The organism is Acinetobacter sp. YH12233, assembly GCF_013417725.1.
Classification (GTDB): Bacteria; Pseudomonadota; Gammaproteobacteria; order Pseudomonadales; family Moraxellaceae; genus Acinetobacter.
Window position 1 is genome coordinate 1 of the sequence record NZ_VPDK01000007.1, and the last position, 24,011, is coordinate 24,011.

At 42.0% G+C, this 24,011-nt stretch carries 26 protein-coding genes and 1 pseudogene; 12 read left to right on the forward strand and 15 right to left on the reverse strand.

The window, feature by feature from the left end; translation table 11 throughout:
* Window positions 1-417: 417 nt before the first annotated feature.
* Window positions 418-615: a hypothetical protein gene (locus FTV12_RS04790; RefSeq protein WP_104426834.1), complete on the forward strand. Its 198-nt coding sequence runs from the start codon at window positions 418-420 to the stop codon at window positions 613-615.
* Window positions 616-645: 30 nt separating this feature from the next.
* Here FTV12_RS04790 and FTV12_RS04795 read toward each other — a convergent pair whose 3' ends face one another.
* Window positions 646-804: a hypothetical protein gene (locus FTV12_RS04795; RefSeq protein WP_257220872.1), complete on the reverse strand. Its 159-nt coding sequence runs from the start codon at window positions 802-804 to the stop codon at window positions 646-648.
* Window positions 805-1,157: 353 nt separating this feature from the next.
* On the opposite strand from FTV12_RS04795, the gene dapB reads away from it, so the two are divergent.
* The gene (gene dapB / locus FTV12_RS04800; RefSeq protein ID WP_180033589.1) at window positions 1,158-1,979 is read left to right on the forward strand and encodes a 4-hydroxy-tetrahydrodipicolinate reductase; all 822 of its coding nucleotides are present in this window, start codon (window positions 1,158-1,160) and stop codon (window positions 1,977-1,979) included.
* A 57-nt stretch (window positions 1,980-2,036) separates the two neighbouring features.
* On the forward strand, window positions 2,037-2,681 hold the full coding sequence (locus FTV12_RS04805) for an START domain-containing protein (protein WP_034170748.1): 645 nt from the start codon (window positions 2,037-2,039) through the stop codon (window positions 2,679-2,681).
* A 52-nt stretch (window positions 2,682-2,733) separates the two neighbouring features.
* On the opposite strand, the gene FTV12_RS04810 is transcribed toward FTV12_RS04805, so the two are convergent.
* Together FTV12_RS04810 and dkgB are read right to left on the reverse strand one after the other, a co-directional pair.
* Window positions 2,734-3,909: an MFS transporter gene (locus FTV12_RS04810; protein WP_180033590.1), complete on the reverse strand. Its 1,176-nt coding sequence runs from the start codon at window positions 3,907-3,909 to the stop codon at window positions 2,734-2,736.
* Between the two features lie 30 nt (window positions 3,910-3,939).
* On the reverse strand, window positions 3,940-4,725 hold the full coding sequence (gene dkgB, locus FTV12_RS04815) for a 2,5-didehydrogluconate reductase DkgB (RefSeq protein WP_180033591.1): 786 nt from the start codon (window positions 4,723-4,725) through the stop codon (window positions 3,940-3,942).
* Window positions 4,726-4,838: 113 nt separating this feature from the next.
* Here dkgB and FTV12_RS04820 point away from each other — a divergent pair, with 113 nt between their 5' ends.
* Window positions 4,839-5,729: a LysR family transcriptional regulator gene (locus FTV12_RS04820; RefSeq protein ID WP_180033592.1), complete on the forward strand. Its 891-nt coding sequence runs from the start codon at window positions 4,839-4,841 to the stop codon at window positions 5,727-5,729.
* A gap of 85 nt (window positions 5,730-5,814) precedes the next feature.
* Here FTV12_RS04820 and FTV12_RS04825 read toward each other — a convergent pair whose 3' ends face one another.
* From FTV12_RS04825 to FTV12_RS04865, 9 genes are all read right to left on the reverse strand, one after another.
* Entirely contained in the window at window positions 5,815-6,837 is a 1,023-nt protein-coding gene (locus tag FTV12_RS04825; RefSeq protein ID WP_180033593.1) for an NAD(P)-dependent alcohol dehydrogenase, read from the reverse strand.
* Window positions 6,838-6,841: 4 nt separating this feature from the next.
* Window positions 6,842-7,423, reverse strand: coding sequence for a DNA-3-methyladenine glycosylase I (locus FTV12_RS04830; RefSeq protein WP_180033594.1), 582 nt, complete (start codon window positions 7,421-7,423; stop codon window positions 6,842-6,844).
* A 21-nt stretch (window positions 7,424-7,444) separates the two neighbouring features.
* The gene (locus FTV12_RS04835; RefSeq protein ID WP_004780440.1) at window positions 7,445-7,690 is read right to left on the reverse strand and encodes a hypothetical protein; all 246 of its coding nucleotides are present in this window, start codon (window positions 7,688-7,690) and stop codon (window positions 7,445-7,447) included.
* A 15-nt stretch (window positions 7,691-7,705) separates the two neighbouring features.
* The gene (locus tag FTV12_RS04840; RefSeq protein WP_171431287.1) at window positions 7,706-8,209 is read right to left on the reverse strand and encodes a M23 family metallopeptidase; all 504 of its coding nucleotides are present in this window, start codon (window positions 8,207-8,209) and stop codon (window positions 7,706-7,708) included.
* A gap of 90 nt (window positions 8,210-8,299) precedes the next feature.
* A complete protein-coding gene (gene mutY, locus FTV12_RS04845) occupies window positions 8,300-9,328 on the reverse strand; it encodes an A/G-specific adenine glycosylase (protein ID WP_218949126.1) in 1,029 nt (342 codons plus the stop codon).
* Between the two features lie 165 nt (window positions 9,329-9,493).
* Entirely contained in the window at window positions 9,494-9,853 is a 360-nt protein-coding gene (locus FTV12_RS04850; RefSeq protein ID WP_005233203.1) for an HIT family protein, read from the reverse strand.
* Window positions 9,854-9,932: 79 nt separating this feature from the next.
* Window positions 9,933-10,667 (reverse strand): dienelactone hydrolase family protein, encoded by a 735-nt coding sequence (locus FTV12_RS04855; protein WP_180033595.1) that lies wholly within the window; start codon window positions 10,665-10,667, stop codon window positions 9,933-9,935.
* Between the two features lie 163 nt (window positions 10,668-10,830).
* Window positions 10,831-11,520 carry an FKBP-type peptidyl-prolyl cis-trans isomerase gene (locus FTV12_RS04860; RefSeq protein ID WP_180033596.1) on the reverse strand — a complete coding sequence of 230 codons (690 nt, stop codon included), beginning with the start codon at window positions 11,518-11,520 and terminating at the stop codon, window positions 10,831-10,833.
* 48 nt (window positions 11,521-11,568) lie between these two features.
* Window positions 11,569-12,282 (reverse strand): FKBP-type peptidyl-prolyl cis-trans isomerase, encoded by a 714-nt coding sequence (locus FTV12_RS04865; RefSeq protein ID WP_180033597.1) that lies wholly within the window; start codon window positions 12,280-12,282, stop codon window positions 11,569-11,571.
* A gap of 256 nt (window positions 12,283-12,538) precedes the next feature.
* Between FTV12_RS04865 and FTV12_RS04870 the strand changes: the two genes are divergently transcribed.
* The 3 genes and pseudogenes from FTV12_RS04870 to FTV12_RS04880 all read left to right on the forward strand — a co-directional run bounded on the left by FTV12_RS04870 (window position 12,539) and on the right by FTV12_RS04880 (window position 14,957).
* Entirely contained in the window at window positions 12,539-12,967 is a 429-nt protein-coding gene (locus FTV12_RS04870; protein WP_180033598.1) for a transposase, read from the forward strand.
* Window positions 12,964-13,299, forward strand: a complete 336-nt coding sequence (gene tnpB, locus FTV12_RS04875) for an IS66 family insertion sequence element accessory protein TnpB (RefSeq protein ID WP_180033599.1) — start codon at window positions 12,964-12,966, stop codon at window positions 13,297-13,299. The genes FTV12_RS04870 and tnpB overlap by 4 nt, the downstream gene beginning before the upstream one ends.
* 74 nt (window positions 13,300-13,373) lie before the next feature.
* Window positions 13,374-14,957: pseudogene (locus tag FTV12_RS04880) on the forward strand (IS66 family transposase).
* A gap of 106 nt (window positions 14,958-15,063) precedes the next feature.
* Here the strand turns inward: FTV12_RS04880 and FTV12_RS04885 are convergent.
* The 3 genes from FTV12_RS04885 to FTV12_RS04895 are packed head-to-tail and all read right to left on the reverse strand — an operon-like array spanning window position 15,064 to window position 18,773.
* On the reverse strand, window positions 15,064-17,262 hold the full coding sequence (locus FTV12_RS04885) for a polysaccharide biosynthesis tyrosine autokinase (RefSeq protein ID WP_180033600.1): 2,199 nt from the start codon (window positions 17,260-17,262) through the stop codon (window positions 15,064-15,066).
* A 26-nt stretch (window positions 17,263-17,288) separates the two neighbouring features.
* Window positions 17,289-17,720, reverse strand: a complete 432-nt coding sequence (locus FTV12_RS04890; RefSeq protein WP_180033601.1) for a low molecular weight protein-tyrosine-phosphatase — start codon at window positions 17,718-17,720, stop codon at window positions 17,289-17,291.
* A gap of 3 nt (window positions 17,721-17,723) precedes the next feature.
* Entirely contained in the window at window positions 17,724-18,773 is a 1,050-nt protein-coding gene (locus tag FTV12_RS04895) for a polysaccharide biosynthesis/export family protein (protein ID WP_180033654.1), read from the reverse strand.
* 423 nt (window positions 18,774-19,196) lie between these two features.
* Here FTV12_RS04895 and tviB point away from each other — a divergent pair, with 423 nt between their 5' ends.
* The 5 genes from tviB to FTV12_RS04920 all read left to right on the forward strand — a co-directional run bounded on the left by tviB (window position 19,197) and on the right by FTV12_RS04920 (window position 23,989).
* On the forward strand, window positions 19,197-20,474 hold the full coding sequence (tviB, locus tag FTV12_RS04900) for a Vi polysaccharide biosynthesis UDP-N-acetylglucosamine C-6 dehydrogenase TviB (protein WP_180033602.1): 1,278 nt from the start codon (window positions 19,197-19,199) through the stop codon (window positions 20,472-20,474).
* A gap of 24 nt (window positions 20,475-20,498) precedes the next feature.
* Entirely contained in the window at window positions 20,499-21,524 is a 1,026-nt protein-coding gene (locus FTV12_RS04905) for an NAD-dependent epimerase/dehydratase family protein (protein WP_180033603.1), read from the forward strand.
* Window positions 21,521-22,693, forward strand: coding sequence for an oligosaccharide flippase family protein (locus FTV12_RS04910; RefSeq protein ID WP_180033604.1), 1,173 nt, complete (start codon window positions 21,521-21,523; stop codon window positions 22,691-22,693). The genes FTV12_RS04905 and FTV12_RS04910 overlap by 4 nt, the downstream gene beginning before the upstream one ends.
* Window positions 22,690-23,280, forward strand: a complete 591-nt coding sequence (locus FTV12_RS04915) for an acyltransferase (RefSeq protein WP_257220873.1) — start codon at window positions 22,690-22,692, stop codon at window positions 23,278-23,280. The genes FTV12_RS04910 and FTV12_RS04915 overlap by 4 nt, the downstream gene beginning before the upstream one ends.
* Window positions 23,281-23,425: 145 nt before the next feature.
* On the forward strand, window positions 23,426-23,989 hold the full coding sequence (locus FTV12_RS04920) for an acyltransferase (RefSeq protein ID WP_180033605.1): 564 nt from the start codon (window positions 23,426-23,428) through the stop codon (window positions 23,987-23,989).
* The last annotated feature ends 22 nt before the right edge of the window (window positions 23,990-24,011 follow it).

The following is a 24,011-nucleotide window of genomic DNA, read 5'->3' on the forward strand; positions in this document are numbered from 1 at the left end:
AGAATAACTTTCAACTTTTGCCAGTGTTGATCTGTCAGCATGGTACGAGGCATAGCGAATAGTAAAATTGGGTTTGGTGATTTGATTTTACTACTTCGCTATTTTTTTAAGCTAAAAGTGTCAACACACCCTAAAAATATTATGAATAATCTGGAATATTAAAAGAATTGTTACAAAAACTGGTTCCTATTAAATTTTTAGCAATCATGAGATTATTAAGAAATTGATATATAAAATTAATTTTTAGGCTGACAATCTTACTAAATAGGCAGGATTTAGAAGGTTATTTAATCTGTCAATTCCTCAAAACTTGCAGAACTTTTTCTAATTTGTAATCCTTGCGACCAAGGGTGTCTAGCTGAGCTAAGGCAGGTATTTGTTGTAGTTGGGCCGCTACAACTGATAACAGGTGCCTATATGTTTAATTTAAAGATTTTTAATAAGATCTCTACTGAAGTCTTGACCTTAAAAAATGATCTGGAGCTGAATTCCGAGATTCAACTTATCACTAAATATAAAACATCTATTTGTGAAGATTATAAAAAAGCGATTATTTTGATCTTTAAAGAACGTGGATATACCAGCTTGGAAGTTGGTCAACTACTTGATGCTTGATCCTTAAACATTCTTAAATTTAAAAAAGTATTATGGATTTATACTTTTATTTACCCAAGCAATACATCGTGCTTCATCGAAAATAATGCCATGCGCTAAAGGCATATGCTTCAGTACACGATGATGGGTATTTAGTTCAATAATATCAGTGGTACTTATATTGCTGAGGCGGTCAAACTGGATTTTCAATATATTTCCCTTAAATACAAATGTTCTAAATATGAAAAATCAAGATCATACTTATTATGGAAAAATATTTATTATTTTATTAAATTCAATTACTTATAATTAGAAACTAATTCTTATTAACTAGATTTTTCTTTAAATGAGTTTATCTCTGACTAAGCATTTAATCATTATTCCTCTAATGGAATTATTTTTCTTTTTACTCAGCCATAAACTATTGTTTATATGGACTGCATATCAAAAACCCTCATGACCCTCTTTAATTCTTTTCATTGATTTTTATGCGATCAATCTTAGTGTTATGAGCGAGTTTTGCTATAGTAAGAGCAATTTCGAATCAACATCAGGACTATGTTATGTCAGCGACACCACGCATTGGGATTTTAGGCGCAGGCGGCCGTATGGGACGCATCCTTATTCAGGCGGTGAAAGAAGCCGGTTACCAATTGGCAGCAGCTGTTGAGCGCCCTGAAAGCTCACTCATTGGTGCAGATGCCGGTGAACTGGCTGGCGTAGGGAACTTGGGTGTAAAGGTTGTCGGCCATCTTGAAGAAGTGGTCAAAGACTGTGACGTGGTGATCGACTTTACAGCACCTGCTGCGACGGTGAATCATCTTAAAATCTGCCGTGAAAATGGCGTTGCGATCGTGATTGGTACTACTGGTATGAATGACGAACAAAAGGCTTATCTGGATGAATCTGCAAAAGAAACACCAGTGGTCTATGCAGCGAACTATTCAGTTGGTGTGAACGTTTCGATCAAACTGTTAGAACTTGCCTCTAAAGTCTTTGGTGATACGGTCGATATTGAAGTGATCGAAGCGCATCACCGTCATAAGGTAGATGCGCCATCAGGTACAGCTCTTATGATGGGTGAGGCGATTGCTGGAGCACTGGGTCGTGATCTGAAAAAAGATGCGGTATATCATCGTGAAGGGCATACGGGTCCTCGTGAACGTAAAAGCATTGGTTTTCAGACCATTCGTGGCGGTGATATCGTCGGTGAACATACTGCAATGTTTATTGGCGAAGGCGAGCGTGTTGAAATTACGCATAAAGCCACCAATCGTATGAACTTTGCAGCGGGTGCCGTACGTGCCGCAGCTTGGGTCGTTGGTCGTGATGCGCGTAAATATGACATGAAGGATGTACTTGGTTTTAACGATATTCAAGTATAAATTTTCGTCAAAATCCTATATAAAAATAACTTAAAACTAAAATAAGATGACAATGGAATGAAGAAATTAATATTAATGGCGTGTGCTGTAGCCTTTGCCGCTACAGCACAGTCGACCTCTGTGCAGAATGCCAAGCTCAGCATTAATAAAAATAATATTAAAGTCTGGACCTATCAGGATGAGCGGAATCCCGTTTTTCTCTATAAAGCCGAAACCACCTACAATGTCCCGATTGAGAATGCCGTCTCTTTAATTCTGGATGTTGATCATGCAGTGAAATGGGTGCCTTATATGGGCAGTATCAAGGTGCTGTCGCGTGATGATAAAAAAGGCGATTTCACCTTGTATATGGTGCTGGATTTTCCATTCCCTTTAAAAGACCGTGATCTGATTGTGCAGGGCAAAATGATCAAGGATGCCAATGGTCAGATCACCATCAAGAATAAAGCGATTCAGACTGGGTATGCCCTAAACCCGAATTATGTGCGTTTGACTGATTATCAGGGAGACTGGACTTTCCAGAAACTGGCCAATAACAAGGTCAAGGTATCGACTTATGGCTATGCCAATCCTGAAGGTTCGATTCCTTTAACCTTTGTGAATATGTTTGTGCAACAGCAGCCTTATCAGATGCTGCAAAAGATGAAAACCGAACTGGCTAAACCTGTGGCAACGCCTGTGTTACCTGAAGCTTTACGCTAAATAGCCAATAAAAAAAGTCCGCATCAGGCGGACTTTTTTTATGAAGGAAATTTTAAGAGCATTGCTGCGTAGTCATATCTTGCTGTGGAACCAGTTTCATTTGAATCACGACCAGAAGCAAAGCAACAGCACTGAGCCCAGCACCGGTAAATGAAACCGCACTATAGCTAAGTCCCAGATTTAGCACACTGGCACCCGCAATCGCACCCAAAGCATTCCCGAGGTTAAAGGCACCAATATTTACCGAAGAAGCCAGCCCAGGCGCATCATAAGCCACGGACATGACTCGCATCTGTAAAGGTGGAACCACGGCAAAGGCAGCAGCGCCCCAGATGATTAATGCCAGACCTGCGCCAAGAGCTGTGCTTGCCAGAATCGGGAAGAGCAGCATCATCAGCATGAGCAAGATTAAAAAGCCAATCAGGGTTTTATCTAAAGATAGATCTGCGAATTTGCCACCCAGATGGTTACCAATCGAGAAACCTATCCCGATCAACACCAGCATCAAAGTAATCAATGCAGGGGAAGCCTGAGTAAAACTTTGCAGACTCGGCGCAATATAAGTGTAGAGAGCAAACATGGCCCCCGCACTCATCACAGTGGTCAATAAAGCTAACACCACTGGTAAACGGGTCAATACTTGTAGTTCTTGCCTTACATCTGGTTTCTGGCTGCTTTGGCCTTCAGGCAAGGCTTTCCATAAGGAGAACATGGTTAGCAAACCAAGCAGGGAAATACCCAGAAAAGCCATACGCCAGCCGATATGTTGTCCTATCCAGGTTGCTAGTGGCACCCCGCCAATATTGGCAATGGTCAGGCCCATAAACATCATGGCTACGGCACTGGCCTGTTTATCTTTCGGAACGACACTGGCAGCGACAACTGAACCAATCCCAAAGAAAGCACCATGGTTCAAGCTGGTGATGATCCGTACCCCCATCAGCCCCAGATAATTAGGCGCTAATGTCGCCAGAATATTACCAATCGTAAAAATCGCCATCAGTAAAATGAGAGACTTACGTTTGGAATAACGGCTTAACCAGAGGGTCATTAGCGGTGCACCCAACATCACACCTAAAGCATAGGCACTGATTAGCATCCCGGCACGAGGAATCGAAATCTCCAGATCACGAGCGATTTCTGGCAGAAAACCCATAGGAGAGAATTCAGTGGTACCAATTGCAAAGGCGCCAACCGCCAGTGCAAGCAAAGGAAAATTAACTTTCATGGTTTCTGTTTAATCCCAGATAGGCGCAAGCTAGTCCGGATCAACCTCGCGGCCATTACGCTCCAAGGTGCTGATCAAAGCCATTTCTTCTTGAGTCAGCTGTATCTCCTGCGCTGTCAGATTGGCAAGCAGATGTTCACGTTTGGTTGAAGAAGGAATCACAGCAAAACCTTTTTGCAAGGCCCAAGCCAGTACAATTTGTGCAGTCGAAGCCTGATGCTGGGCAGCAATTCCTTGCAGGACAGGATCATTCAGCACTTTGCCATAAGCTAGTGTCATATAAGAGGTGACATCAATATTCTGTGCTTGTAGGAAATTCACCAGACGCTGATTTTGTAAATAAGGACTGAGTTCAATCTGGTTAGTGGCGATATGCTCCAGACCAATACTATCAATCGCTTGCTGGGTCAGCTCAATATTGAAATTGGACACACCAATATGCTCAGTCAGACCTTGCTGTTTGGCTTCTAATAAAGTCTGCATCAGCTCAGGAATTTGAACGCCTAAACGAGGTGCAGGCCAATGAATGAGCGTTAGATTGACTGCATCGGTACGTAGTTTATGTAGACTCTCTTTGAGACTTGGAATCAGTTTGTCTGGTGCGTAATTATCTGTCCAGATTTTGGTGGTAATGAACAGCTCGTTACGATTAACCTGACTTTCTGCAATGGCCTGACCCACTTCTGCTTCATTGGCATAAATCTGTGCCGTATCTACAGCGCGATAACCGACTTCCAGTGCTGTTTTGACTGAATCAATGACGGTCTGTCCAGACAGGCGAAAGGTACCGACACCAAATTGAGGAACAATATTCATAGCTTTAATCTTTAAGTATTTTCGATGTTGAGTATTTTGTGCTTTTTATTGTTGCGAAAAAATAGCTGAATTTGCAAAATATTATTGACCGAAAATCAATAAAAGAGTGACAAATGAAATCAACGATTGAAGAATTACAGGCTTTTGTCACTATTGTGGATAGTGGTTCTATCGTCATGGCGGCAGAACGTTTAGGCCAAACCACTTCGGGTGTCAGTCGGGCACTGCAACGTCTGGAAAATAAGTTAAATGTTACTCTTTTAGAAAGAACCACACGTAAGCTGAAACTGACTCAAGAAGGCCAGCTATTTCTAGAAAAGGCGCGCAAAATTCTCAATGATTTGGCAGAAGCTGAGGATGCTTTGCTGAAATCAGATAGTGATACGTCAGGATTGATTCGGGTAGATTCAGCGACACCTTTTGTGCTGCATGTAATCGTGCCGCTGATTCAGGAATTTATGCAGCGCTATCCCCACATCGAAATTGAACTGAATAATCATGATCAGGTGATTGATCTGCTGGAACATAAAACCGATGTCGCGATCCGCTTTGGAGAACTGCATGATTCCAGCCTGCATGCCAGATTATTATGCCGCAGCCGTTTGTATATTGTGGCTAGCCCTGAATATTTACAGCAAAAGGGCAGACCGCAATCAGTGGCAGATTTATCGGAGCATACTTTACTGGGATTTAGTCAGCCTACGCATTTGAACACCTGGCCGGTACGGCTAAATGGCGAACCTATCACTGTGAAGCCAAAGATTCGAGCACCTAATGGGGAAACGGTTCGTCAATTGGCTTTATACGGGGTGGGTATTACTTGTCTGTCACGCTTTCTGGTCGAGGACGACTTACAGGCGGGTCGTTTAGAGGCGCTATTTGAAGAGCAGATTGAGCTGCATTATCAAAAAATTCATGCAGTTTATTACCGTCAGGAGCATTTGCCTAAACGGGTACATCTATTTATTGAATTTCTGGCTCAGAAGCTGGCTAAATATTTATAAACCAATCATTTATAGATATAGCCATAAAAAATCTGCCCTAACATGAGGCTAGGGCAGATCTAGATTTACTAATGATTGGTACAAATTAGAAATCGGCTTTTAGTACGATCCGGTAACGGGCTTTGCCTGAGTGCAGACGTTCAATCGCAGCATTAATTTCCGACATTGGGAATAACTCAATTTGTGGCGCAATATTTTTACGTGCCGCAAATTTTAGTAATTGACGTAAAGCTGCTGGTGAACCTGTTGGCGAGCCAGTCACTGATTTAGCACCACCAATCAGTGAACCTGCAGAAATTTGCATGGGTTCCAGTGGTAAGCCCAGCATATGTACAGTGCCATTTGGTGCCAGTGTTGATAGATAAGCCTGCCAGTCCAATGTGACATTTACAGTACTCATTAATAGATCAAATTTACCACGGAGCGTTTTAAGCGCTGCTGGGTCACGACTATTCACTACATGGTCTGCACCCATGGCTTTCAGCTCATCGGTTTTATCCAGATTTGAAGTAAAGGCGGTAATTTCACAACCCCAAGCTTTCAGCAGCTTGATCGCCATATGTCCCAAACCGCCAATACCAATGACACCGACGTGGTGAATGGCCTGAATCTGGTGTTTCAGAATCGGATCAAATACGGTAATCCCGCCACAGAGCAGGGGGCCAGCACTTTCCGGGTCCAGATCTTCAGGTAAGGGAATTGCCCATTGCCAGCCAGCACGGACTTTATCCGCAAAACCGCCTGCATGACCGACGATGGTTGCAACCTGACCACCGGTACACAGCACTTGCTGACCTGAAATACAAGGATCGCAATGTTGGCAGCTTTCCGCAGTCCAGCCAATACCGACACGTTGACCTACTTTTAGGCCTTTGGCTTCAGAACCCAGTTGCGTAATGGTTCCAATCACTTCATGTCCGGCCACCACAGGATAGACCGAAGATCCCCAGTCATTATTGAGTACTGAAATATCAGAATGGCATAGGCCGCAGTATTCAACTTTCATTTCGACCTGATGCGGCTGAAGTTCACCCGCATCAAATTGATAAGGTTCCAGGGCGGCACCCGCAGACATTGCGGCATAGGCTTGAATGATATTATTGGACATAGATTCAGCTCTTATTTGAATGGGAGGATATTGTTTTAAAGTGACAGTAATTTTCATGGTCATCGACCATGCCGACTGCCTGCATAAAGGCATAACAGATCGTAGGGCCGACAAACTTAAAGCCTGCTTTTTTTAAGGCTTTGGACATGTTCTGGCTTTCAATGGTTTGTGCCGGAGCCTGACGATAATCTGCCACATCATTATTCAATCGGGGGTGCTGGGCAAAGGACCACAACCATGTAACCACATCAATCTCTTGAGATTTAAGCTGTTGCCAGGCCCGGGCATTATCGCGAATTGCAGTCAGTTTACCGATATGCCGGATTAGACTAGCATCTTGCAGTTTTGCGGTGAGTTGCTCATCTGTAAAAGAAGCAATCGTTTCAATCGAATATTGAAAGAAATGTTTGCGATAAGATTCACGTTTTCTGAGTACGGTAATCCAGGCTAAACCGGCCTGTTGGCCTTCCAGACACAGCATTTCAAATAGGCGTTTTTCATCATGCAGCGCCTGTCCCCATTCCTGATCATGGTAAGCAGTATACAGAGAATCATCAGAGCACCAGCCACAGCGTTGGATCGTCAAGGGATGCTCCTTTTGATTATCTTATAATTTAAATGTCGTCCACTGATCTTGCTGATTGTCCCAGTAGGAGAGTTCTGCCTGCTGCAGATCGCTGAACTGGATCCACATATCCTTACCACTTTTATCGGCATAACCGGTACTGATCAGAAGCGCCTCTTCGGTAATTTCCATGATCCAGCCCTGATAGGTCTGGCCATTGAGCACGATTTTCTGTTGATTGCCTGATTCAGCAAATTCGACCAGACGGTTGATCAACGCTTCTGACATGTAAACTTCCTAAAATTAACGTAAATATGGATAAGGGTTAACAACACCACGGCCCTTACCATTTAAATAGAGACCATAATGCAGATGTGGCGCAGTATGCCGGGCATTGCCAGTATTACCGACATAACCAATGACATCACCCTTTTTGACATAGTCACCAACTTTCAGGCCACGCTTATGACCATCCAGATGTGCATAATAATGCCAGGCACCACCTGGACCCAGAATCCAGACTACTTTACCACCCAAATTGTTATTCCGTAAATCCGCGATCAGACCAGGCGTCGCACTACGAACCTTGGTTCCACGTGGAGCCAGAATATCAATGCCCTCATGCAAACGGCCACTACTACGCGAAGCTCCCCAAGTATCTTTCAATTCACGAGCCTGGACCCGATCTACCGGAATCGGCAGAGAAGAGGGCATACGCATATGATTCAGTTTTTTGACCAGTGCCGGATTAAGTTGAACCGCAGAAGGATGTTTCGGTGCGCTACTACACGCCACCAGAAATAACATCACCAAAGAAAGCCCGACAAACGCAAGAGAATGGCGCAAAATATTTATCCTTAAATGAGGCCAGTATGATTCTTCTTGTTCCAGACTATGTCATAAATTTACGGTAGAAATCAATTTTTTCATGGCGGTTGGAATACCTGCATTGACCGCAGTTTCCGGGTTCATCCAGAAGCCCTGTAACTCAATCGCCAGATGTTCCTGCTGATCTGCATCGACTGCAAAAACCATGGCTTCAAGCTGCCAGGTAAAATGGGTGAAACTGTGGCTGATCTGGACCTTTTGTACGAGATTTTTCAGACCCAGTTGTTGGCACAGTTGTTCAAATGCATGAGTGTCTTCAATAATTGGCAGAGACCAGAGCCCGCCCCAAAGACCACTATTAGGACGCTGTTGCCATAGCCATTCATCACCTGACTGGATCAACAGCACTTGAGCTGCTTTGACCGGTACCGGCTTTTTGGCTTTTTTAAAGGGCAATTCATTTTCCAGACCCTGTTGATGTGCCTTGCAATGTTGCTGCATTGGGCAATACAGGCATAAAGGCTTTTTGGGAATACAGACAGTCGCACCGAGATCCATAATCGCCTGGGTATAATCATGATTCCGATCAACCGGGCAGAGCTGTTCAGCAAGCTCCCACAAGGCACGTTCATGTACTGGTTTAGACAGATCATCTTCGATCGCAAAAAATCGTGCCAGCACCCGTTTGACATTGCCATCCATGATCACGCCGTACTGACGTAAACCCAAAGACATTAAGGCTCCCGCGGTTGAGCGGCCAATGCCGGGCAGGGCAATCCATTCTTCCAGACTAGTTGGGAAATGCCCCTGTCTTGCTACAATACCGGCTGCCTTATGCAAATTGCGGGCACGAGCATAATAGCCCAGCCCCGCCCAATAGGGTGCAACCTCATCCCAGGAAGCTGTACCTAAGTCCTGTACTGTCGGAAAACGCTGAATAAACCGCTCAAAATATTGCAGCACAGTTTTGACCTGAGTCTGCTGTAGCATGATTTCAGAGACCCAGACCTTATAGGGATCATCAGCCACTTGCCATGGCAAATCATGGCGGCCATGTACATCAAACCATTCTAAAAGGGCATCTGAAAATACAAACATGAAAATAGAACAAACTGGAAAACGAGGCCTAGTATAACTGAAGAGACTCAGCTAAAAGATGAAAAGTCTGCTAAAACAGCGAGACTGTAAAAGAGTAAAAATGAATAAATGGAAGGGACAAGTGAACACTTCGAAAAGCATTCACTCGGCAAAAAAATTAAATTCTTATTCTTCAATGCCCCAGCGTGCATCCAGCTTTAATACCTTGCCTTCATAACGCGGGATTATATGAATGTGTAAATGTTCTGATTTTTCCTGAAATACTTCGCCATCATTAAACCCGACATGAAAACCCGAAGGTTGATAGCGTAGTTGTAGTTCATTACGGGCCTGTTCAAGTAAGGACATCATGCTTTTACGTTCTTTATCTGTGATTTCAAAAAATGACGCCACATGACGTAATGGAGTAACTACATAATGTCCTTTGGACAGGGAGTTGGGTTCAGGTAACACGACAGCAAAATCATTTTTAGCCAGAATATCGTATTCGTCAAAATTACAGTACGGGCAGTTATTTTCAGTCATGATATTGGCTCCTTTCATTGAATTTATTTTTTTCAGGTATGACCCAGTTCGATCATGAGCCGGATCAATTTATCTGTTATTAGGCGAGTTGTCGTGCCAGTAATTCATACATGGCAGCCAAGCTTTGTTTTTCTGCTTCACCATTGTAGCCCAGATCGACACCACTGGCCTTGGCGCGCTCATCCGCAAGCGGGTTGCTAAATCCATGCTTGGCATTTTCAAATACAATCACATTATGCTCGACCTTAGCCGCCTGCATTTCTTCTTTAAAGCTGGCGACATCATCCAGGCTCACCATACTGTCCTTTTCACCATGTAGGACCAGAATTTCTGCCTGTACCTGGCCTTCTTGTGCAGGTGCTTTAGGAGACAGGTTGGCATGGAAAGTAGCCACAGCTTTTAAAGGTGCATTTGAGCGAGCCAGATCCAGAGCCACTTTACCACCGTAGCAGAAACCAATCGCAGCCAGTTTTTCCGGATTGACTTCATCCTGTGCAGCCAGTGTATCTAGCGCTGCTTTTGCACGATTCACAATGGTGTCCGGATCTTCAAACGTCTGCATCATCCATTGATAGGCTTGATCAGAGTTGGTGGTCACTTTCTTGTCACCATACATATCAATTGCCAGCGCGGCATAACCATGTTCCGCCAGTTCACGGGCACGCTGTTCAGTATAGTCATTGCGGCCCCACCATTCGGGTGCCACGATAACACCTGCTACAGGTGCATCAGTTTCCGGTGCGGCAAAATAACCAATCAAAGTGCTGCCATCCTGCGCAGTATATTGAATTTCGCGGGTCTTGATTGCTGCCATGCTGAAGTCCTCTATTGTTGTTGAATATTTTGATTAAACTATAAAATAGCAAAACTGCTATGAATATACATGAAAAGCTCCAACTAATTCGTTTCTCATCAGTACAAAAAAAGAGAGGTAAATAATTTGCCTCTCTTTTTAGTTTTTACAATTAAAGGAATTTTTATTTAATAATTTCCAGTAATTCGATATCAAAAATCAGGGTACTATTTGGTTCAATGATATCTCCCGAACCAATCTGTCCATAGGCCAGATCAGCAGGGATAAAGAAGCGGTACTTGGCACCGACTTTCATGAGCTGTAAGCCTTCTGTCCAGCCACTAATCACTTGGGTGGTACGGAAATCGACTGGCTGCTGGCGGGCAATCGAACTGTCAAAAACGGTACCATCAATCAGGCGACCTTCATAATGGACACGGACATTACTGTTAGCGCTTGGTGATTTCCCTTTACCTTCTTTCAGCACCAGGTATTGCAGACCAGATTTGGTGGTTTTAATGCCGGGCTTTTTGGCATTTTCCTGCAAGAATGCTTTGCCAGCTTTGGCATTTTCTTCAGCTTTCTGTTTAAGCACAATCAGTTCTTTGGCATCACTTTGACGTTTATACTGAGTCAGCACTTGGGTCATTTCTTCATCGCTTAAACTGGATTTTTGTCCAGCAGCGGCTGTCTTTAAACCCTGGCTAAATGCATCTAGGTCAAGATCCTTTAAAGTGTCTGCATTACTGCGACCCATCAGATAACCAAAGCTGTAGCCAATCTTCTCAGCTTCACTACTTGTATTATTGATCTCTTTAGCAAAAAGGCTGCCTGAACTGAGCAGCAAAACCATTAAACTGATTTGTATTTTCATTATCAATTCTCAAAAATAAAGGAGAGCTGGTCGCTCTCCCTATTTGTATTATTTTACTTCGATTAATTCCACATCAAAAATCAAAGTGCTATGCGGAGGAATCGTACCAGGAACACCCTGTTCACCATAACCCAGATTTGACGGAATATATAGAGTTGCCTTACCGCCTTCTTTCATCAGCTGCAGACCTTCAGTCCAGCCTGGAATGACCTGATTCAATGGAAACTCGATCGGTTCACCACGTTCTACTGAACTGTCAAATACAGTGCCATCTACCAGTTTACCAGTGTAATGCACTTTCACAATTGAAGAGGCTTTTGGCTGTTTACCTGTACCTTCTTTCATGACTTGGTACTGTAAACCGGAAGCAGTTGTTTTAATGCCTGCTTTTTTCGCATTTTCAGTCAGGAAAGTATCACTTGAAGCTTGGGCCTGTTTTGCACTGTCAAGCTGCTTTTGCTGCATTTCTTTCTGGAACTGCTCATAAGCTGCCTGTAATTCTTCTTCTGTATAAGCTGGTTTAGTACGAGCATGGCCAGCACGCACACCTGTTACAAAGCTATCAATATCCAACTCAGGTGGTGTTTGATGTGCGACTTCGTAACCTAGTGCATAGCTAATTTTTGCGACAGCTGAAGCATTTGCAGCAGGTTGGGTTGATGTTGCTGATTGCGTAGCAGGTGTCTTGGTTGCATAGTAAACAGGAACAAGTGCGGCACCGCCGAGTAGAACAGCGACAGCGATAGGTAGGGCCTTACTCATATATTTTCCCACAATTATTTTATATGTAAAAAGTTGCTGAAATTCTAGCAGACTTTTCCTAACATGCGTTTGCTAAGAAAGTTAGAGCAAACACTGTGTAGGAAAGTTCATCATAGTCATCTTCTAATTTTTATACTATAACAGCATGAATATATAAAACATTTTTTATACATAAGTAAGCGTCCGCTGAGCCCCACTTTTTCTAACTCATGAATACCGCGATAGTGTCCACTAAAATTTAAGTGGACACCTATTTATGGATTTAAAGACAGTTATAGACACTGCACCAACGCTAAAAAAGCCCCGTCGAACCTTCACGGCTGAATTTAAACATCAACTTATTCAGCAATGCCAGCAGCCAGATACATCAGTGGCCAAGGTCGCAATGCAACATCAGATCAATGCCAATCTATTGCATAAATGGATTCGTCAGTCCAGATCAATGGTTCCATCATTAACAATCTCATCCATTCCACAGACCGACTTCCTTCCCGTCATTCTTCACCCGACGCCAGTCAAACAAGAAGCACCTCCGCCACCTGTGCCAGAGAAGAAAGCTACCGCTCATATCAGGATTCCATTACATGATGAACAAGGTTCCGCAAGGAGTCAGATGATCGAGATCGACTGGCCGGTGGAGTCAGTAACTGAATTACTGCTTTTACTTCAAGGCTTGATCAAATGATCCGTATCGATGAAATCTGGTTGTCTACCCAGCCCATGGACATGCGTGCAGGTATGGATACTGCCATGGCACAGGTGCTCAGAACCTTTGGCTACATCAAACCGCATTGCGCCTACCTGTTCTGTAATAAACGTGGCCATCGTATGAAAGTGCTGGTGCATGATGGGCTGGGCATCTGGCTGTGTGCCCGGTGGCTGGAACAGGGGAAATTCCACTGGGCTCAGCTTCACCAAGGTGAAAGCGTAGCCCTCAGTCCAGAACAGTTACAGGCACTGATTCAGGGTTTGCCCTGGCAGCGCATTGGACGACAGCAGGTGGTGACGATGCTCTAAACCAGGCTCGTACATTCTGCCATTCTCCAAACGTTCTATTTCATTCTTCTCATGACCTCAGGCATACTGCGGTCATGAATACGCTGCCTGACTTAAGCCAACTGACCCATGAACAACTGCTGGAATTTACCAGACAGTTGGCGATGCAGCATCAGTCTCTAGCGCAATCAAATCAACAATTAGATGCTCAAGTTCAACATCTTTCTATTCTCAACCAAAAATACGAGCATGAACTCGCACTATTTAAATAGCACAAATTCGGCAGTAAAAACGAACATCTAACCGCAAAACAAATCCATCTATGGGACGAAGCAGTCGAAGAAGATATCGCAGCCGTTGATCTGGAACTGGAACGGCTGAATGCAGATAAAACTGATGCAGCGACACAGAAAGCCACAGTCAACAAACCTAAACGTCGACTGCTGCCAGATCATCTACACACCATTCGTATTGAGCATGAACCTGCATCAACCCAATGTGCTTGTGGCTGCCAGTTACGTCGTATCGGCGAAGATATCAGTGAAAAACTGCATTTCAGACCGGCACAGTTCTATAAGGAACAGCATGTGCGTGGCAAATGGGTCTGTGATCAGTGCGACACCCTGACTCAGCAAGCGATGCCCGCCTATGTGATTGATAAAGGCATTGCTTCACCCGAACTGCTTAGCCATGTGTTGGTCTCGAAATACGCTGATCATTTACCCCTGTACCGTCAGCGTCTGATCTATCAGCGGGCTGGCATTGATCTGTCCAGATCCACTTTATCTGACTGGATAGGTCGCTGCGGGGTGGAACTGGAACCTCTGGCCAATGCCTTAAAACAGGTGGTGTTGCAACAGCGGGTAATCCATGCCGATGAAACACCCGTCACCATCATGCGGATGGGTGAGAATAATAAAAAACCGAAGAAAGGTTATGTCTGGGCCTATGCCACCACACAGTACAATCCAGTTCAGGCGGTGATCTATGACTTTCAGGATAGTCGTTCAGGCCAGCATGCTGCAGAGTTCTTGAAAGGCTGGCAGGGTTATCTAGTCTGTGATGATTACAGTGGTTATAAAGCACGCTTTAAATCAGGCCAGGTCATTGAGGTGGGCTGCATGGCCCATGCACGTCGTAAATTCCATGAACTGCATGTAACTGGGAAAAGTCAGGTCGCTGAACAGGCATTAGTGCTGATTCAGAAACTGTATGCGATAGAAGCAGAACTCAGGAAAAAGACCGATGGTACAGCGGAACACCGCCGCGAATACCGGCAACAGCACAGTCAACCGGTGATGCAACAACTGTATGAATGGCTCAACCGACATCATCTGACGGTACCATCGAGTTCTCCAACTGCCAAGGCGATCAATTACACTCTGAAGCGTTGGCCAGCTTTAAGCCGCTATCTGGACGATGGCAATCTACCCATTGACAATAATTGGGCCGAAAACCAAATGCGGCCTTGGGCTTTGGGACGTAAGAACTGGCTGTTTGCAGGTTCATTGCGCAGTGGTCAGCGAGCGGCAAACATCATGACGTTAATCCAGTCAGCAAAGCTGAATGGACTGGATCCGTATGCCTATTTAAGTGATGTGCTGAAAAGGCTGCCGACGCATAAAGTGACCCAAATAGAAGAATTACTGCCACACCGCTGGAAATCCGACCAAAATTAAAAAATAGGCATGGGGTTCAGCGGACGCTTACATACATAATCTTTAGGTGCTGGTTTATATAAAAAAAGCCAGTGTATAAACACTGGCTTTTTTAAATAGCTGAAAGTTAGTCTTGATCTTTAGCTGCTTTATAACCGTATGAATAGTTATAGCCATAACCATAACCAGCAGAACTACGCTGGATATCGTTTAAGATAATACCATTAACTTTGACACCCACTTGTTCAAAGCGATTGATAGTGAGTTCAAGTTCTTTCATCTGGGTTTTTGCATAACGCGCGATGACAAGATTCACACCTGCAAATTGTGAAATGATAATACCGTCAGTTACAGCAAGTACAGGCGGGGTATCGATAATCACATGATCAAACTTGTCGGCAATTAAATCTAAAAACTCTTTGAACTTACTTGAGCTTAATAATTCAGAAGGGTTGGTTGGGCTCTTACCGCGAGTCACTACACTTAAATTTGGAATTTCTGTAGTTTTGACAATACTGTCAATGTCACTTTGCCCATTTAAAAATTCTGCAAGACCGGGTTGATTGTCTTGATTGAAGTATTTATTTAAATAGCCACGACGCATATCTGCATCAACAATTAGTACGCGTTTATCACTCTGCGCTAAAATAGTCGCTAAGTTGGTTGAAACAAAAGATTTACCCATTTCAGGTGCAGGGCCTGAAATCATAATCAAATTGTTTTTTGCAGATGATAAAGCAAAGTGAATTGCGGTACGCATACTACGTAAACTTTCAATCGCGATGTCATCACTGTGTTTAACAGCAAGTACAGGGATTGTTTTCTTCTTCTTCAAGAGTTTAATACGGCTTTCTTGAACTGGGGAACGTGGTACTGTCGCATAGACAGGCAGATCAAGATTATTTTCGATTTCAGTTGAATCTTTGATACCTGAACGCATCATATTGCGAAGAAGTGCAATTAAGACACCAATAAAACCACCCACAAAGAGTGACAATATTAAAATGATCAGTTTTTTAGGTTTAATCGGGCGATCAGGTTCAACAGCAGTATCAATAATTCGAACGTTGCCAATTTCGCCTGCTTTCACAATTTTTAACTGTTGATAGCTATTTAATAATGCTGTGTAAAGTTCAGTATTTACTTTTACATCGCGATATAACTGTAAATATAAACGCTGAGTTTCAGGGAGCTTCTTAATAGATTGATTTAATTCACTAGTTTTCTGATTTAGTGCACTGACTTGTGCATTAATTTCAGCCATTAATGGATGATCTGGAGTGTATTTAGCCGATAATTCAGCTTGCTTTTGTTTTAGCTCAATACGCATTTTCTCAAGCTCAATATTTTGTTTGAGCATGAGTTCTGATTCTTGAGTCACATCAACTGTATTATATTTTTCACGGAACTCATTGAATTTGAGCTCTGATTTTTCCAATTGCTGCTTTAATTCTGGAAGTTGCTGATCAAGAAAATTTAGAGTCTGTTTGGATTCTAATGTCTTACGTTCAATGTTTTGCTCATGATAAATTGCCAAAACATGATTCAATACATTTGTAATATGTTGCTTGTCTTCACCTGAATAATTTAATCCAATGACTCCCGTCATTTTACCTTTTTCAGCGACGCCATAGTTTAATTTGAGCGCTTTCACGGCTGAAGGAAGTGATAATTTGGAGATGATAAATTCTTGTTCAAATGGATTTTGACTTGAAATATTAATTTTCCAAGTACCATAAGTATCGTTGAATTGGTTAGTTTGGTTTAATAAGCCTTCAACCAAGATTTTATCTTTATAACTTAATGTAAATTTATTATCGGGTTTAAAATTAAGATTTAATTTTTTATCTAAATAGTAATTTGGAACGTCAAGTTGCTTAATTAAAAAATGATGTTGTTGCGTACTATAACTCACACCTTGGGCATCAAATTTTAATTGACCTTGCTCAGCAGACATGAGTCGACCGAGTACAGTATTTTTGCTATCTAACACTTTAATATTAAGGTTAAGATCATTAATCACTTTACCTAATACCATGCGTGAATTTAAAATTTCAATTTCAGCATCGGCTGGAGATTTCTGACCTAAACCACCAGAGATTTCTTTCAACTCACCCATTAATGCCGCCGATGCAGCACTTTTACCATCTTCTACTTGTACTAAAGCGTCAGTTGAATAGGTTGATGGTGTAACACGGATATAAAGTAAGGCACATATTAAACTTAAAATGATACAAAGTGCGATCAATTTCCATTGAGCAATCAATGAAAAAAATAGCTCTTTTAAGTCAATAGTATCGTCTTCTGTTTTTGAGTTTTGAGTCATAGTTTAACAACTGATTATTCAATAATTTAAATTAAATGTTTGATCCAATCCTGAACATATAGCTTGATGTTTTGACAGGATTCATCAAAAAAAGCTTGGTCATGCTTGTATGGGTCAGGTACATTTTGATCTTGCCAGTGACCTAAACGAAAGACCTTTCCCTTGGCAAAAGGCCATTGCTTTTCAATATGCTGGGCTTGATTATTGCTCATCACTAAAATTAAATCTGCTTGCTTGATTAGCGATGCAGTAATTTGTTTAGCAACATGTGTGCGCATATCAATATTAAATTGATCCATACAATGAATAGCTTTTTCATCTGCAGGATGCCCAACCATTGCCGATAAGCCAGCAGATTCGATGTGGTGATTTGGGCAATTTGATTTTAAAAAATACTCAGCCATGGGGCTTCGGCAAATATTTCCTACACAAACAACAAGGATATTTTGAAAGGCCATGTCTTATTTTCCAAGCTGATCAAAGCTATATAAAGCACTTGAGAATGGAATAATTTGATTCATGATGCGCTGCCAACGTGCTAAACCAGAGGCATCAATATACACGATGTCATTTTTTTTCATTTGGAATTGATTAGCTAATGCTAAATTACCGATGCTGCTTAAATTTAAATGATAGATTGTCGATTCATTATTATTTAAATCAGTTCGCATGACATAAATTTTGGCTGCGCTTGCTGAGTATGGGTTGATTCCTTCACTTTCACCTAAGACATCACTTAAAGTCATACCTTGATCTCTCAAGCTAATTGCCTGACTTTTGCTTGATTCGCCCATGACATATAATTTTTGATCTTGTTTGGTATTTACAAAAATAGTGTCATTGGGTTGTATCAATAAATTGTGTAGGGATAGACCATTTTTTTCTAATTGAATGGTATTCAAATTATAGGTCGACCCATTTCGAATGAGTTGAATATTTGTGGTATCACCTGTTTTTGTGTCAATACCGCCGGCTTGACCTAAAGCTGTGTAAAGACTAATCGGTTGATCATTTAGAGTATATTGACCACTTTTAAGAACCTGCCCATTCACGAAATAACGTCGTCCTTCGTATGAAAGGACACGAACAACCACGTCAGGGTGTTTCAGATATTTGCTAAATTGGCTACGTAAAAAGGTGTTCACTTCAGCCAGCGTTTTTCCTGAAACTTTGACAGAACCGACTAAAGGTAAGTGCACGCGGCCATTCGGGTCAATGGGATAGCCCACTGCTTTAATGTTGGTTGCGTCTTGAATAGGAGGGGTAATTTCAGGATAAGCCCAAAGTTGAATTGAAAGAACATCACCAGGGCTAAGTCGATAAATCGACTGTTGAGATCTAAATAAAGACTGAAGATCAGAATAATTTTGGTTGTTAGATTGACTGATAGCTGGGACATTGTTTTGAGTTAATGGAACAACATTTAACTGAGCACCTTGATCAGTTTGATATGCACCTTCTGCTGGTAAATCATAGGTTTGAAGGCCTGATGTAATGGCACAACCTGTCATACTTAAACCTAGTGCTAATATGCAACTAAAACGATAGTAACTCACTCGAATCCAAATCCTATTTATTAAATTATTTGACCCATTAGAATACGGGATAAGATATCCAATTTATTCATTTTCAGAATTGCAAAGTTTATACCAATCAAACGCTTTAATATAGCCAAAGATGTTTACAATAGTAAGTTTTATAAGGGATGTTTAGTCAGATTATAAAAGTTTTATAAAATAAAGGAAATTGCTGCTGAAATCGCTATGCAACTTAAAATAAGGTGTAAATTTCCCCCATTGTTGATCAACCATTTATAGCGAATTACGATACAAGTTAGCTATCTTTCCCCCATGTATAAGTTAATTTTCTGCTATATTAACCCTCTATTTACAACATAACGATGATTGTGGTTCATCTATAACATAGGCTTCAGTATGTTACAACTCTCCGAATTAAAAATTGCCATTATCGGATTAGGTTATGTGGGTTTACCACTGGCTGTTGAGTTTGGTAAAAAGGTCCCTGTAGTGGGCTTTGATATCCATCAAAAGCGTATTGATGAACTCAAATCAGGTCAAGATCACACTTTAGAAGTGTCTCCGGAAGAATTGGCGCAGTCTACGCAATTAGCATATACCGCAAATTTGGAAGACTTAAAGTCATGTAACTTCTTTATTGTCACAGTACCAACTCCGATTGATGAGTACAAACAGCCCGATTTAACCCCTTTGGTGAAAGCATCGGAAAGTATTGGTCGAGTTCTTTCACAAGGTGACGTAGTCGTTTATGAATCTACTGTTTATCCGGGTGCAACAGAAGAAAAATGTATTCCAGTGTTAGAGCGCGTTTCAGGGCTGAAATTCAACCAAGACTTTTATGCAGGCTATAGTCCAGAACGTATTAATCCGGGTGATAAATTGCACCGCGTGACTAATATCTTGAAAATTACTTCTGGCTCTACAGCTGAAATTGCAGATTATGTAGATGAAGTCTACAACCTGATTATTGAGGCGGGTACGCATAAAGCACCCAGTATTAAAGTGGCTGAAGCAGCCAAAGTCATTGAAAATACTCAGCGTGATGTCAACATTGCTTTAATTAATGAGTTGGCGTTGATTTTCAATAAAATGAATATCGATACGGAAGCAGTGTTGCAGGCGGCAGGAACCAAATGGAACTTTTTACCGTTCCGTCCGGGGCTTGTTGGAGGGCACTGTATTGGTGTCGATCCCTACTATTTAACCCATAAAGCACAATCGATTGGTTATCACCCTGAAATTATTTTGGCAGGCCGTCGTTTAAACGACAGTATGGGGGCTTATGTGGTGACCCAGCTTGTCAAAGGTATGATCAAGAAAAAGATTCAGGTCGAAGGTGCAAAAGTACTGGTGCTAGGTCTAAGCTTTAAAGAAAATTGTCCCGATATTCGAAATACCAAAATTATCGATATAGTGCATGAGTTGCAGGAATATCATATTCAAGCGGATGTGTATGATCCTTGGATCGATACTGCTGAAGCTCAACATGAATACGGTATTACGCCAGTAGCTCGTCTTGAAAATGGTCAATATGATGCAGTGATTTTGGCGGTGGCACATGAGCAATTTAAAGCCATGGGTGCAGCAGAAATTCGTGCTTTAGGTAAGGCGAGTCATGTGTTGTATGACTTGAAATATGTACTCGATCAATCTGAATCTGATTTGCGTCTGTAATTCACCACATTTTAGGATATGAAAATGAGCCAATATCAAACGGTTTGTGCACAATTGCAACAAGCACCGAAAACATGGTTGGTGACAGGTGTTGCAGGATTTATCGGTTCAAACCTATTGGAAACCTTGTTAAAACTGAACCAAAAAGTTGTGGGTTTAGATAACTTCGCCACGGGCCATCAGCATAACTTGGATGAAGTTCAAGGTTTAGTATCAACAGCGCAATGGGCAAATTTTCGCTTCATTGAAGGTGATATTCGTAACATTACAGATTGTCAAAATGCCTGCACAAGCGTGGATTATGTATTGCATGAAGCAGCTTTAGGCTCAGTACCTCGCTCTATTGCAGATCCTATATTGACCAATAGCGCCAATATCACAGGCTTTTTAAATATGTTGGTTGCCGCACGTGATGCTCAGGTCTCGAGTTTTACCTATGCGGCGAGTAGTTCAACGTATGGTGATCATCCGGCATTGCCCAAAGTCGAAGAAAATATCGGTAAACCGCTTTCACCCTATGCAGTGACTAAGTATGTTAATGAGCTGTATGCAGATGTTTTTGCAAAAACATATGGCTTTAAAGCAATTGGTCTACGCTATTTCAATGTTTTTGGTCAGCGCCAAGATCCAAACGGTGCTTATGCGGCGGTGATTCCGAAATGGACGTCGTCTATGATCGCAGGTGAAGATGTCTTCATTAATGGAGACGGCGAAACCAGTCGTGATTTTTGTTTCATTGACAATACAGTGCAAGCCAATATTTTAGCGGCAACAACCCAAGATGAAGCGGCGAAAAATCAGGTCTATAACGTGGCAGTGGGTGATCGTACGACTTTGAATGAGTTGTATCGTGCAATTCAAGTGGCACTCGCAGAAAATCAAGTGAATTTTGAACGCGATCCTGTGTATCGTGAGTTCCGAGCAGGGGATGTTCGTCATTCACAAGCCAGTATTGCGAAAATTCAGCAGCATTTGGGCTATGAACCACAATTTAAAATTGCAGAAGGGATTCAATTGGCGATGCGTTGGTATGTTAATAATCTGACATGATGCAACACCTCGTCGCCAAATATCAGTCGATTGGCTTAATTACAGCGAGTTTATTGGTCGGTGCGGTAATCACATTTACCGCACTTCCTTTTTTAACGCGCTTATATTCTGTCCATGATTTCGGTGCGTACGGTATTGCATTGGCGGTGGTCAGTGTTTTATCGACCATTGCCAATTTAAGACTGGATCAAGCCTTATTGGTCGCAGAAGAGTCCGATAAAAAAAGCCTGATGTTTGAAGGTGCTGTGTTCTCTTTAGTGATCAGTTTTGTGTCGGCAGTTGTGCTGAGTTTCTTTTTAGAGTTCAGTATGGTGTTGGCAATTGTTAGTGGTGTTATGGCGAATACCCTGATTCAAAGCTTATACAATTATCAGTTCGCCGCGCATCAAGAATTTTTCTGTGCAGGACTGAATATTTTTCGCAGTTTGATCGTGGTTGCAGTGCAATTGTCATTGCCGCTCGTGTTCAGTATCAGCTTAATTAACAGTTATAATATTAGTTCAGTGTTGATGGTGCTGGCAGTATTCATCTATGTACTGAAGCATGAATTGTATCAAGTTAGTTGGAATGCATTTAAAGGCTATAAAGACTTTATTTATAGCAATACCCCACACGCTTTGCTGAACAGTTTTTCACACAACCTACCTTATTATGCGGTGTCTCATTTTGTTGGTGTGCAGGCGATGGGCTTTTATGCCATTGTTGAACGTACGCTGCGGGTGCCAATTAATTTAATTTCGCAAACCCTACGCCAATTCTTTATTCGTAAATTTAAACAGTCTGATGCGGCACAAGATGCATTTAAAAGTAGTGTGTTGCTGAGTTTGGTTTCTTTACCATTTTTTGCTATTTTCTTTGTTTTACCGGAATCAGTATATTTATTGATTTTTAGTCAGGAATGGGTCGGTATTTCTCACTATTTTGCGATTTTGGCATTGGGTTACTGGGCAATATTCTGTAATCCACCAAGTTCTGCCTTTTTAATTGCGAAGCGCAATAGTCAGGTATTATTTAAATTACAAATTGTAGAACTGATCATTAAAATTGGCTTATTTGCCGCTTTATATTTCTGTGTCGAAAATAAAATTTATATGTTGCTGGCGGTACCTGTATCGCTGATTTTCTATAACTTTGCCATTTTATATGCGGTATGGAGCGCTAAAAAATGATGTTTTTTAAAGCCTTAAAACTGTTCAAATGGCTAAGTGCACAAGGCCGCAAGTTTTTCTATAACTTGGCTTTTGGGACGAAATTTAAATATTTTGGTAAGAATTGCTGCTTGGAAATTTCAGGCGATGTGAAAATTGGTAAGCATGTTTATATTGGCGATCAGGTCAGTTTAATTGTCGAAAAGAGTGCATCTCTACATATTGCAGACCATAGTTTTATTGGTGAAAGTTGTTATATCAAATGCTTTGGCGGTCAGATTGAAATTGGTCGAGACGTCAGTATTAATTCCAAATCATTTATTAATGGTTGCGGTGGGGTGAAAATTGGCGATAACACTCGTATCGGCACGCAAAGTATTATTATTGCGAGTAATCATAAATTTGATGATCCGGATGTGTTGGTCAAAGACGCGATTACTAAGCAAGGTGTGAAGCTCGGTGAAAATATTTGGCTCGGCGCACGGGTGACGGTATTAGATGGTGTTCAGATTGCAAATGATACGGTGATTGGAGCCTGTAGCCTTGTGACCAAATCTTTGACTGAGTCGGGCGTGTATGTTGGTGTGCCGGCGAAAAAAATTAAATAGTAGTTTGGCTTCCATTCATTTTTAGATTGAATTTACCCCTTAATTTTTAACCTAAGCAATCTGCGAAAATAGCGTCTAGGTCTGGGCTGAAAATCAGCGTAAAATAGGCCACTTTCATTCTCTATTTACCGTTTAGGTATCGTGCATGGCATTGATTAAATCCGTATTCACTGCAATTTTTGACTTGGCTTATTTTGTGCTCAAAGGCAGTGTGGCGTATGCGCGTAAAAAAGGGGTGAAGGTCGGTGAACATTGCCGCATTTATATTAAAAGTTGGGGTTCAGAGCCATTTTTGGTCAGTATCGGTGACCATGTTACAGTGACTTCAGGGGTAAAATTTATTACCCATGATGGCAGTACCTGTTTGGTAAAAAATGCTGAAGGCCAACGCTATCAACGCTTTGCGCCAATTCAAGTGGGTTCACATGTGTTTATTGGGGTGAATACGATTGTCATGCCGGGCGTGACTATTGGTTCGAATGTGGTGATTGGAGCAGGTTCGGTGGTAATCAAAGATATTCCGGATGATTCTGTCGCAGTCGGTGCACCTGCAAAAGTCGTTTCTAGTTTTGCCGACTTCCAAACCAAAATTAAAGATACCTGCGTCAGCGATGCTGAATTAGTGGGTATTAGTGATTATCAACAGCGTGTGCAGCGCGCTATTGAACTGCAAAATGCAAAACAAGCTGCGCAACAACATCATTTTTAATCTCCCATTGTTAGGTCTTCCA

Bases quoted from the DNA above. Each gene is read 5' to 3' on its own strand.
- FTV12_RS04790 (WP_104426834.1), top strand. From the start codon at position 418: ATGTTTAATTTAAAGATTTTTAATAAGATCTCTACTGAAGTCTTGACC.
- dapB (WP_180033589.1), top strand. From the start codon at position 1,158: ATGTCAGCGACACCACGCATTGGGATTTTAGGCGCAGGCGGCCGTATG.
- FTV12_RS04805 (WP_034170748.1), top strand. From the start codon at position 2,037: ATGAAGAAATTAATATTAATGGCGTGTGCTGTAGCCTTTGCCGCTACA.
- FTV12_RS04810 (WP_180033590.1), bottom strand. From the start codon at position 3,909: ATGAAAGTTAATTTTCCTTTGCTTGCACTGGCGGTTGGCGCCTTTGCA.
- dkgB (WP_180033591.1), bottom strand. From the start codon at position 4,725: ATGAATATTGTTCCTCAATTTGGTGTCGGTACCTTTCGCCTGTCTGGA.
- FTV12_RS04820 (WP_180033592.1), top strand. From the start codon at position 4,839: ATGAAATCAACGATTGAAGAATTACAGGCTTTTGTCACTATTGTGGAT.
- FTV12_RS04825 (WP_180033593.1), bottom strand. From the start codon at position 6,837: ATGTCCAATAATATCATTCAAGCCTATGCCGCAATGTCTGCGGGTGCC.
- FTV12_RS04835 (WP_004780440.1), bottom strand. From the start codon at position 7,690: ATGTCAGAAGCGTTGATCAACCGTCTGGTCGAATTTGCTGAATCAGGC.
- FTV12_RS04840 (WP_171431287.1), bottom strand. From the start codon at position 8,209: ATGTTATTTCTGGTGGCGTGTAGTAGCGCACCGAAACATCCTTCTGCG.
- mutY (WP_218949126.1), bottom strand. From the start codon at position 9,328: ATGTTTGTATTTTCAGATGCCCTTTTAGAATGGTTTGATGTACATGGC.
- FTV12_RS04850 (WP_005233203.1), bottom strand. From the start codon at position 9,853: ATGACTGAAAATAACTGCCCGTACTGTAATTTTGACGAATACGATATT.
- FTV12_RS04855 (WP_180033595.1), bottom strand. From the start codon at position 10,667: ATGGCAGCAATCAAGACCCGCGAAATTCAATATACTGCGCAGGATGGC.
- FTV12_RS04860 (WP_180033596.1), bottom strand. From the start codon at position 11,520: ATGAAAATACAAATCAGTTTAATGGTTTTGCTGCTCAGTTCAGGCAGC.
- FTV12_RS04865 (WP_180033597.1), bottom strand. From the start codon at position 12,282: ATGAGTAAGGCCCTACCTATCGCTGTCGCTGTTCTACTCGGCGGTGCC.
- FTV12_RS04870 (WP_180033598.1), top strand. From the start codon at position 12,539: ATGGATTTAAAGACAGTTATAGACACTGCACCAACGCTAAAAAAGCCC.
- tnpB (WP_180033599.1), top strand. From the start codon at position 12,964: ATGATCCGTATCGATGAAATCTGGTTGTCTACCCAGCCCATGGACATG.
- FTV12_RS04885 (WP_180033600.1), bottom strand. From the start codon at position 17,262: ATGACTCAAAACTCAAAAACAGAAGACGATACTATTGACTTAAAAGAG.
- FTV12_RS04890 (WP_180033601.1), bottom strand. From the start codon at position 17,720: ATGGCCTTTCAAAATATCCTTGTTGTTTGTGTAGGAAATATTTGCCGA.
- FTV12_RS04895 (WP_180033654.1), bottom strand. From the start codon at position 18,773: ATGACAGGTTGTGCCATTACATCAGGCCTTCAAACCTATGATTTACCA.
- tviB (WP_180033602.1), top strand. From the start codon at position 19,197: ATGTTACAACTCTCCGAATTAAAAATTGCCATTATCGGATTAGGTTAT.
- FTV12_RS04905 (WP_180033603.1), top strand. From the start codon at position 20,499: ATGAGCCAATATCAAACGGTTTGTGCACAATTGCAACAAGCACCGAAA.
- FTV12_RS04910 (WP_180033604.1), top strand. From the start codon at position 21,521: ATGATGCAACACCTCGTCGCCAAATATCAGTCGATTGGCTTAATTACA.
- FTV12_RS04915 (WP_257220873.1), top strand. From the start codon at position 22,690: ATGATGTTTTTTAAAGCCTTAAAACTGTTCAAATGGCTAAGTGCACAA.
- FTV12_RS04920 (WP_180033605.1), top strand. From the start codon at position 23,426: ATGGCATTGATTAAATCCGTATTCACTGCAATTTTTGACTTGGCTTAT.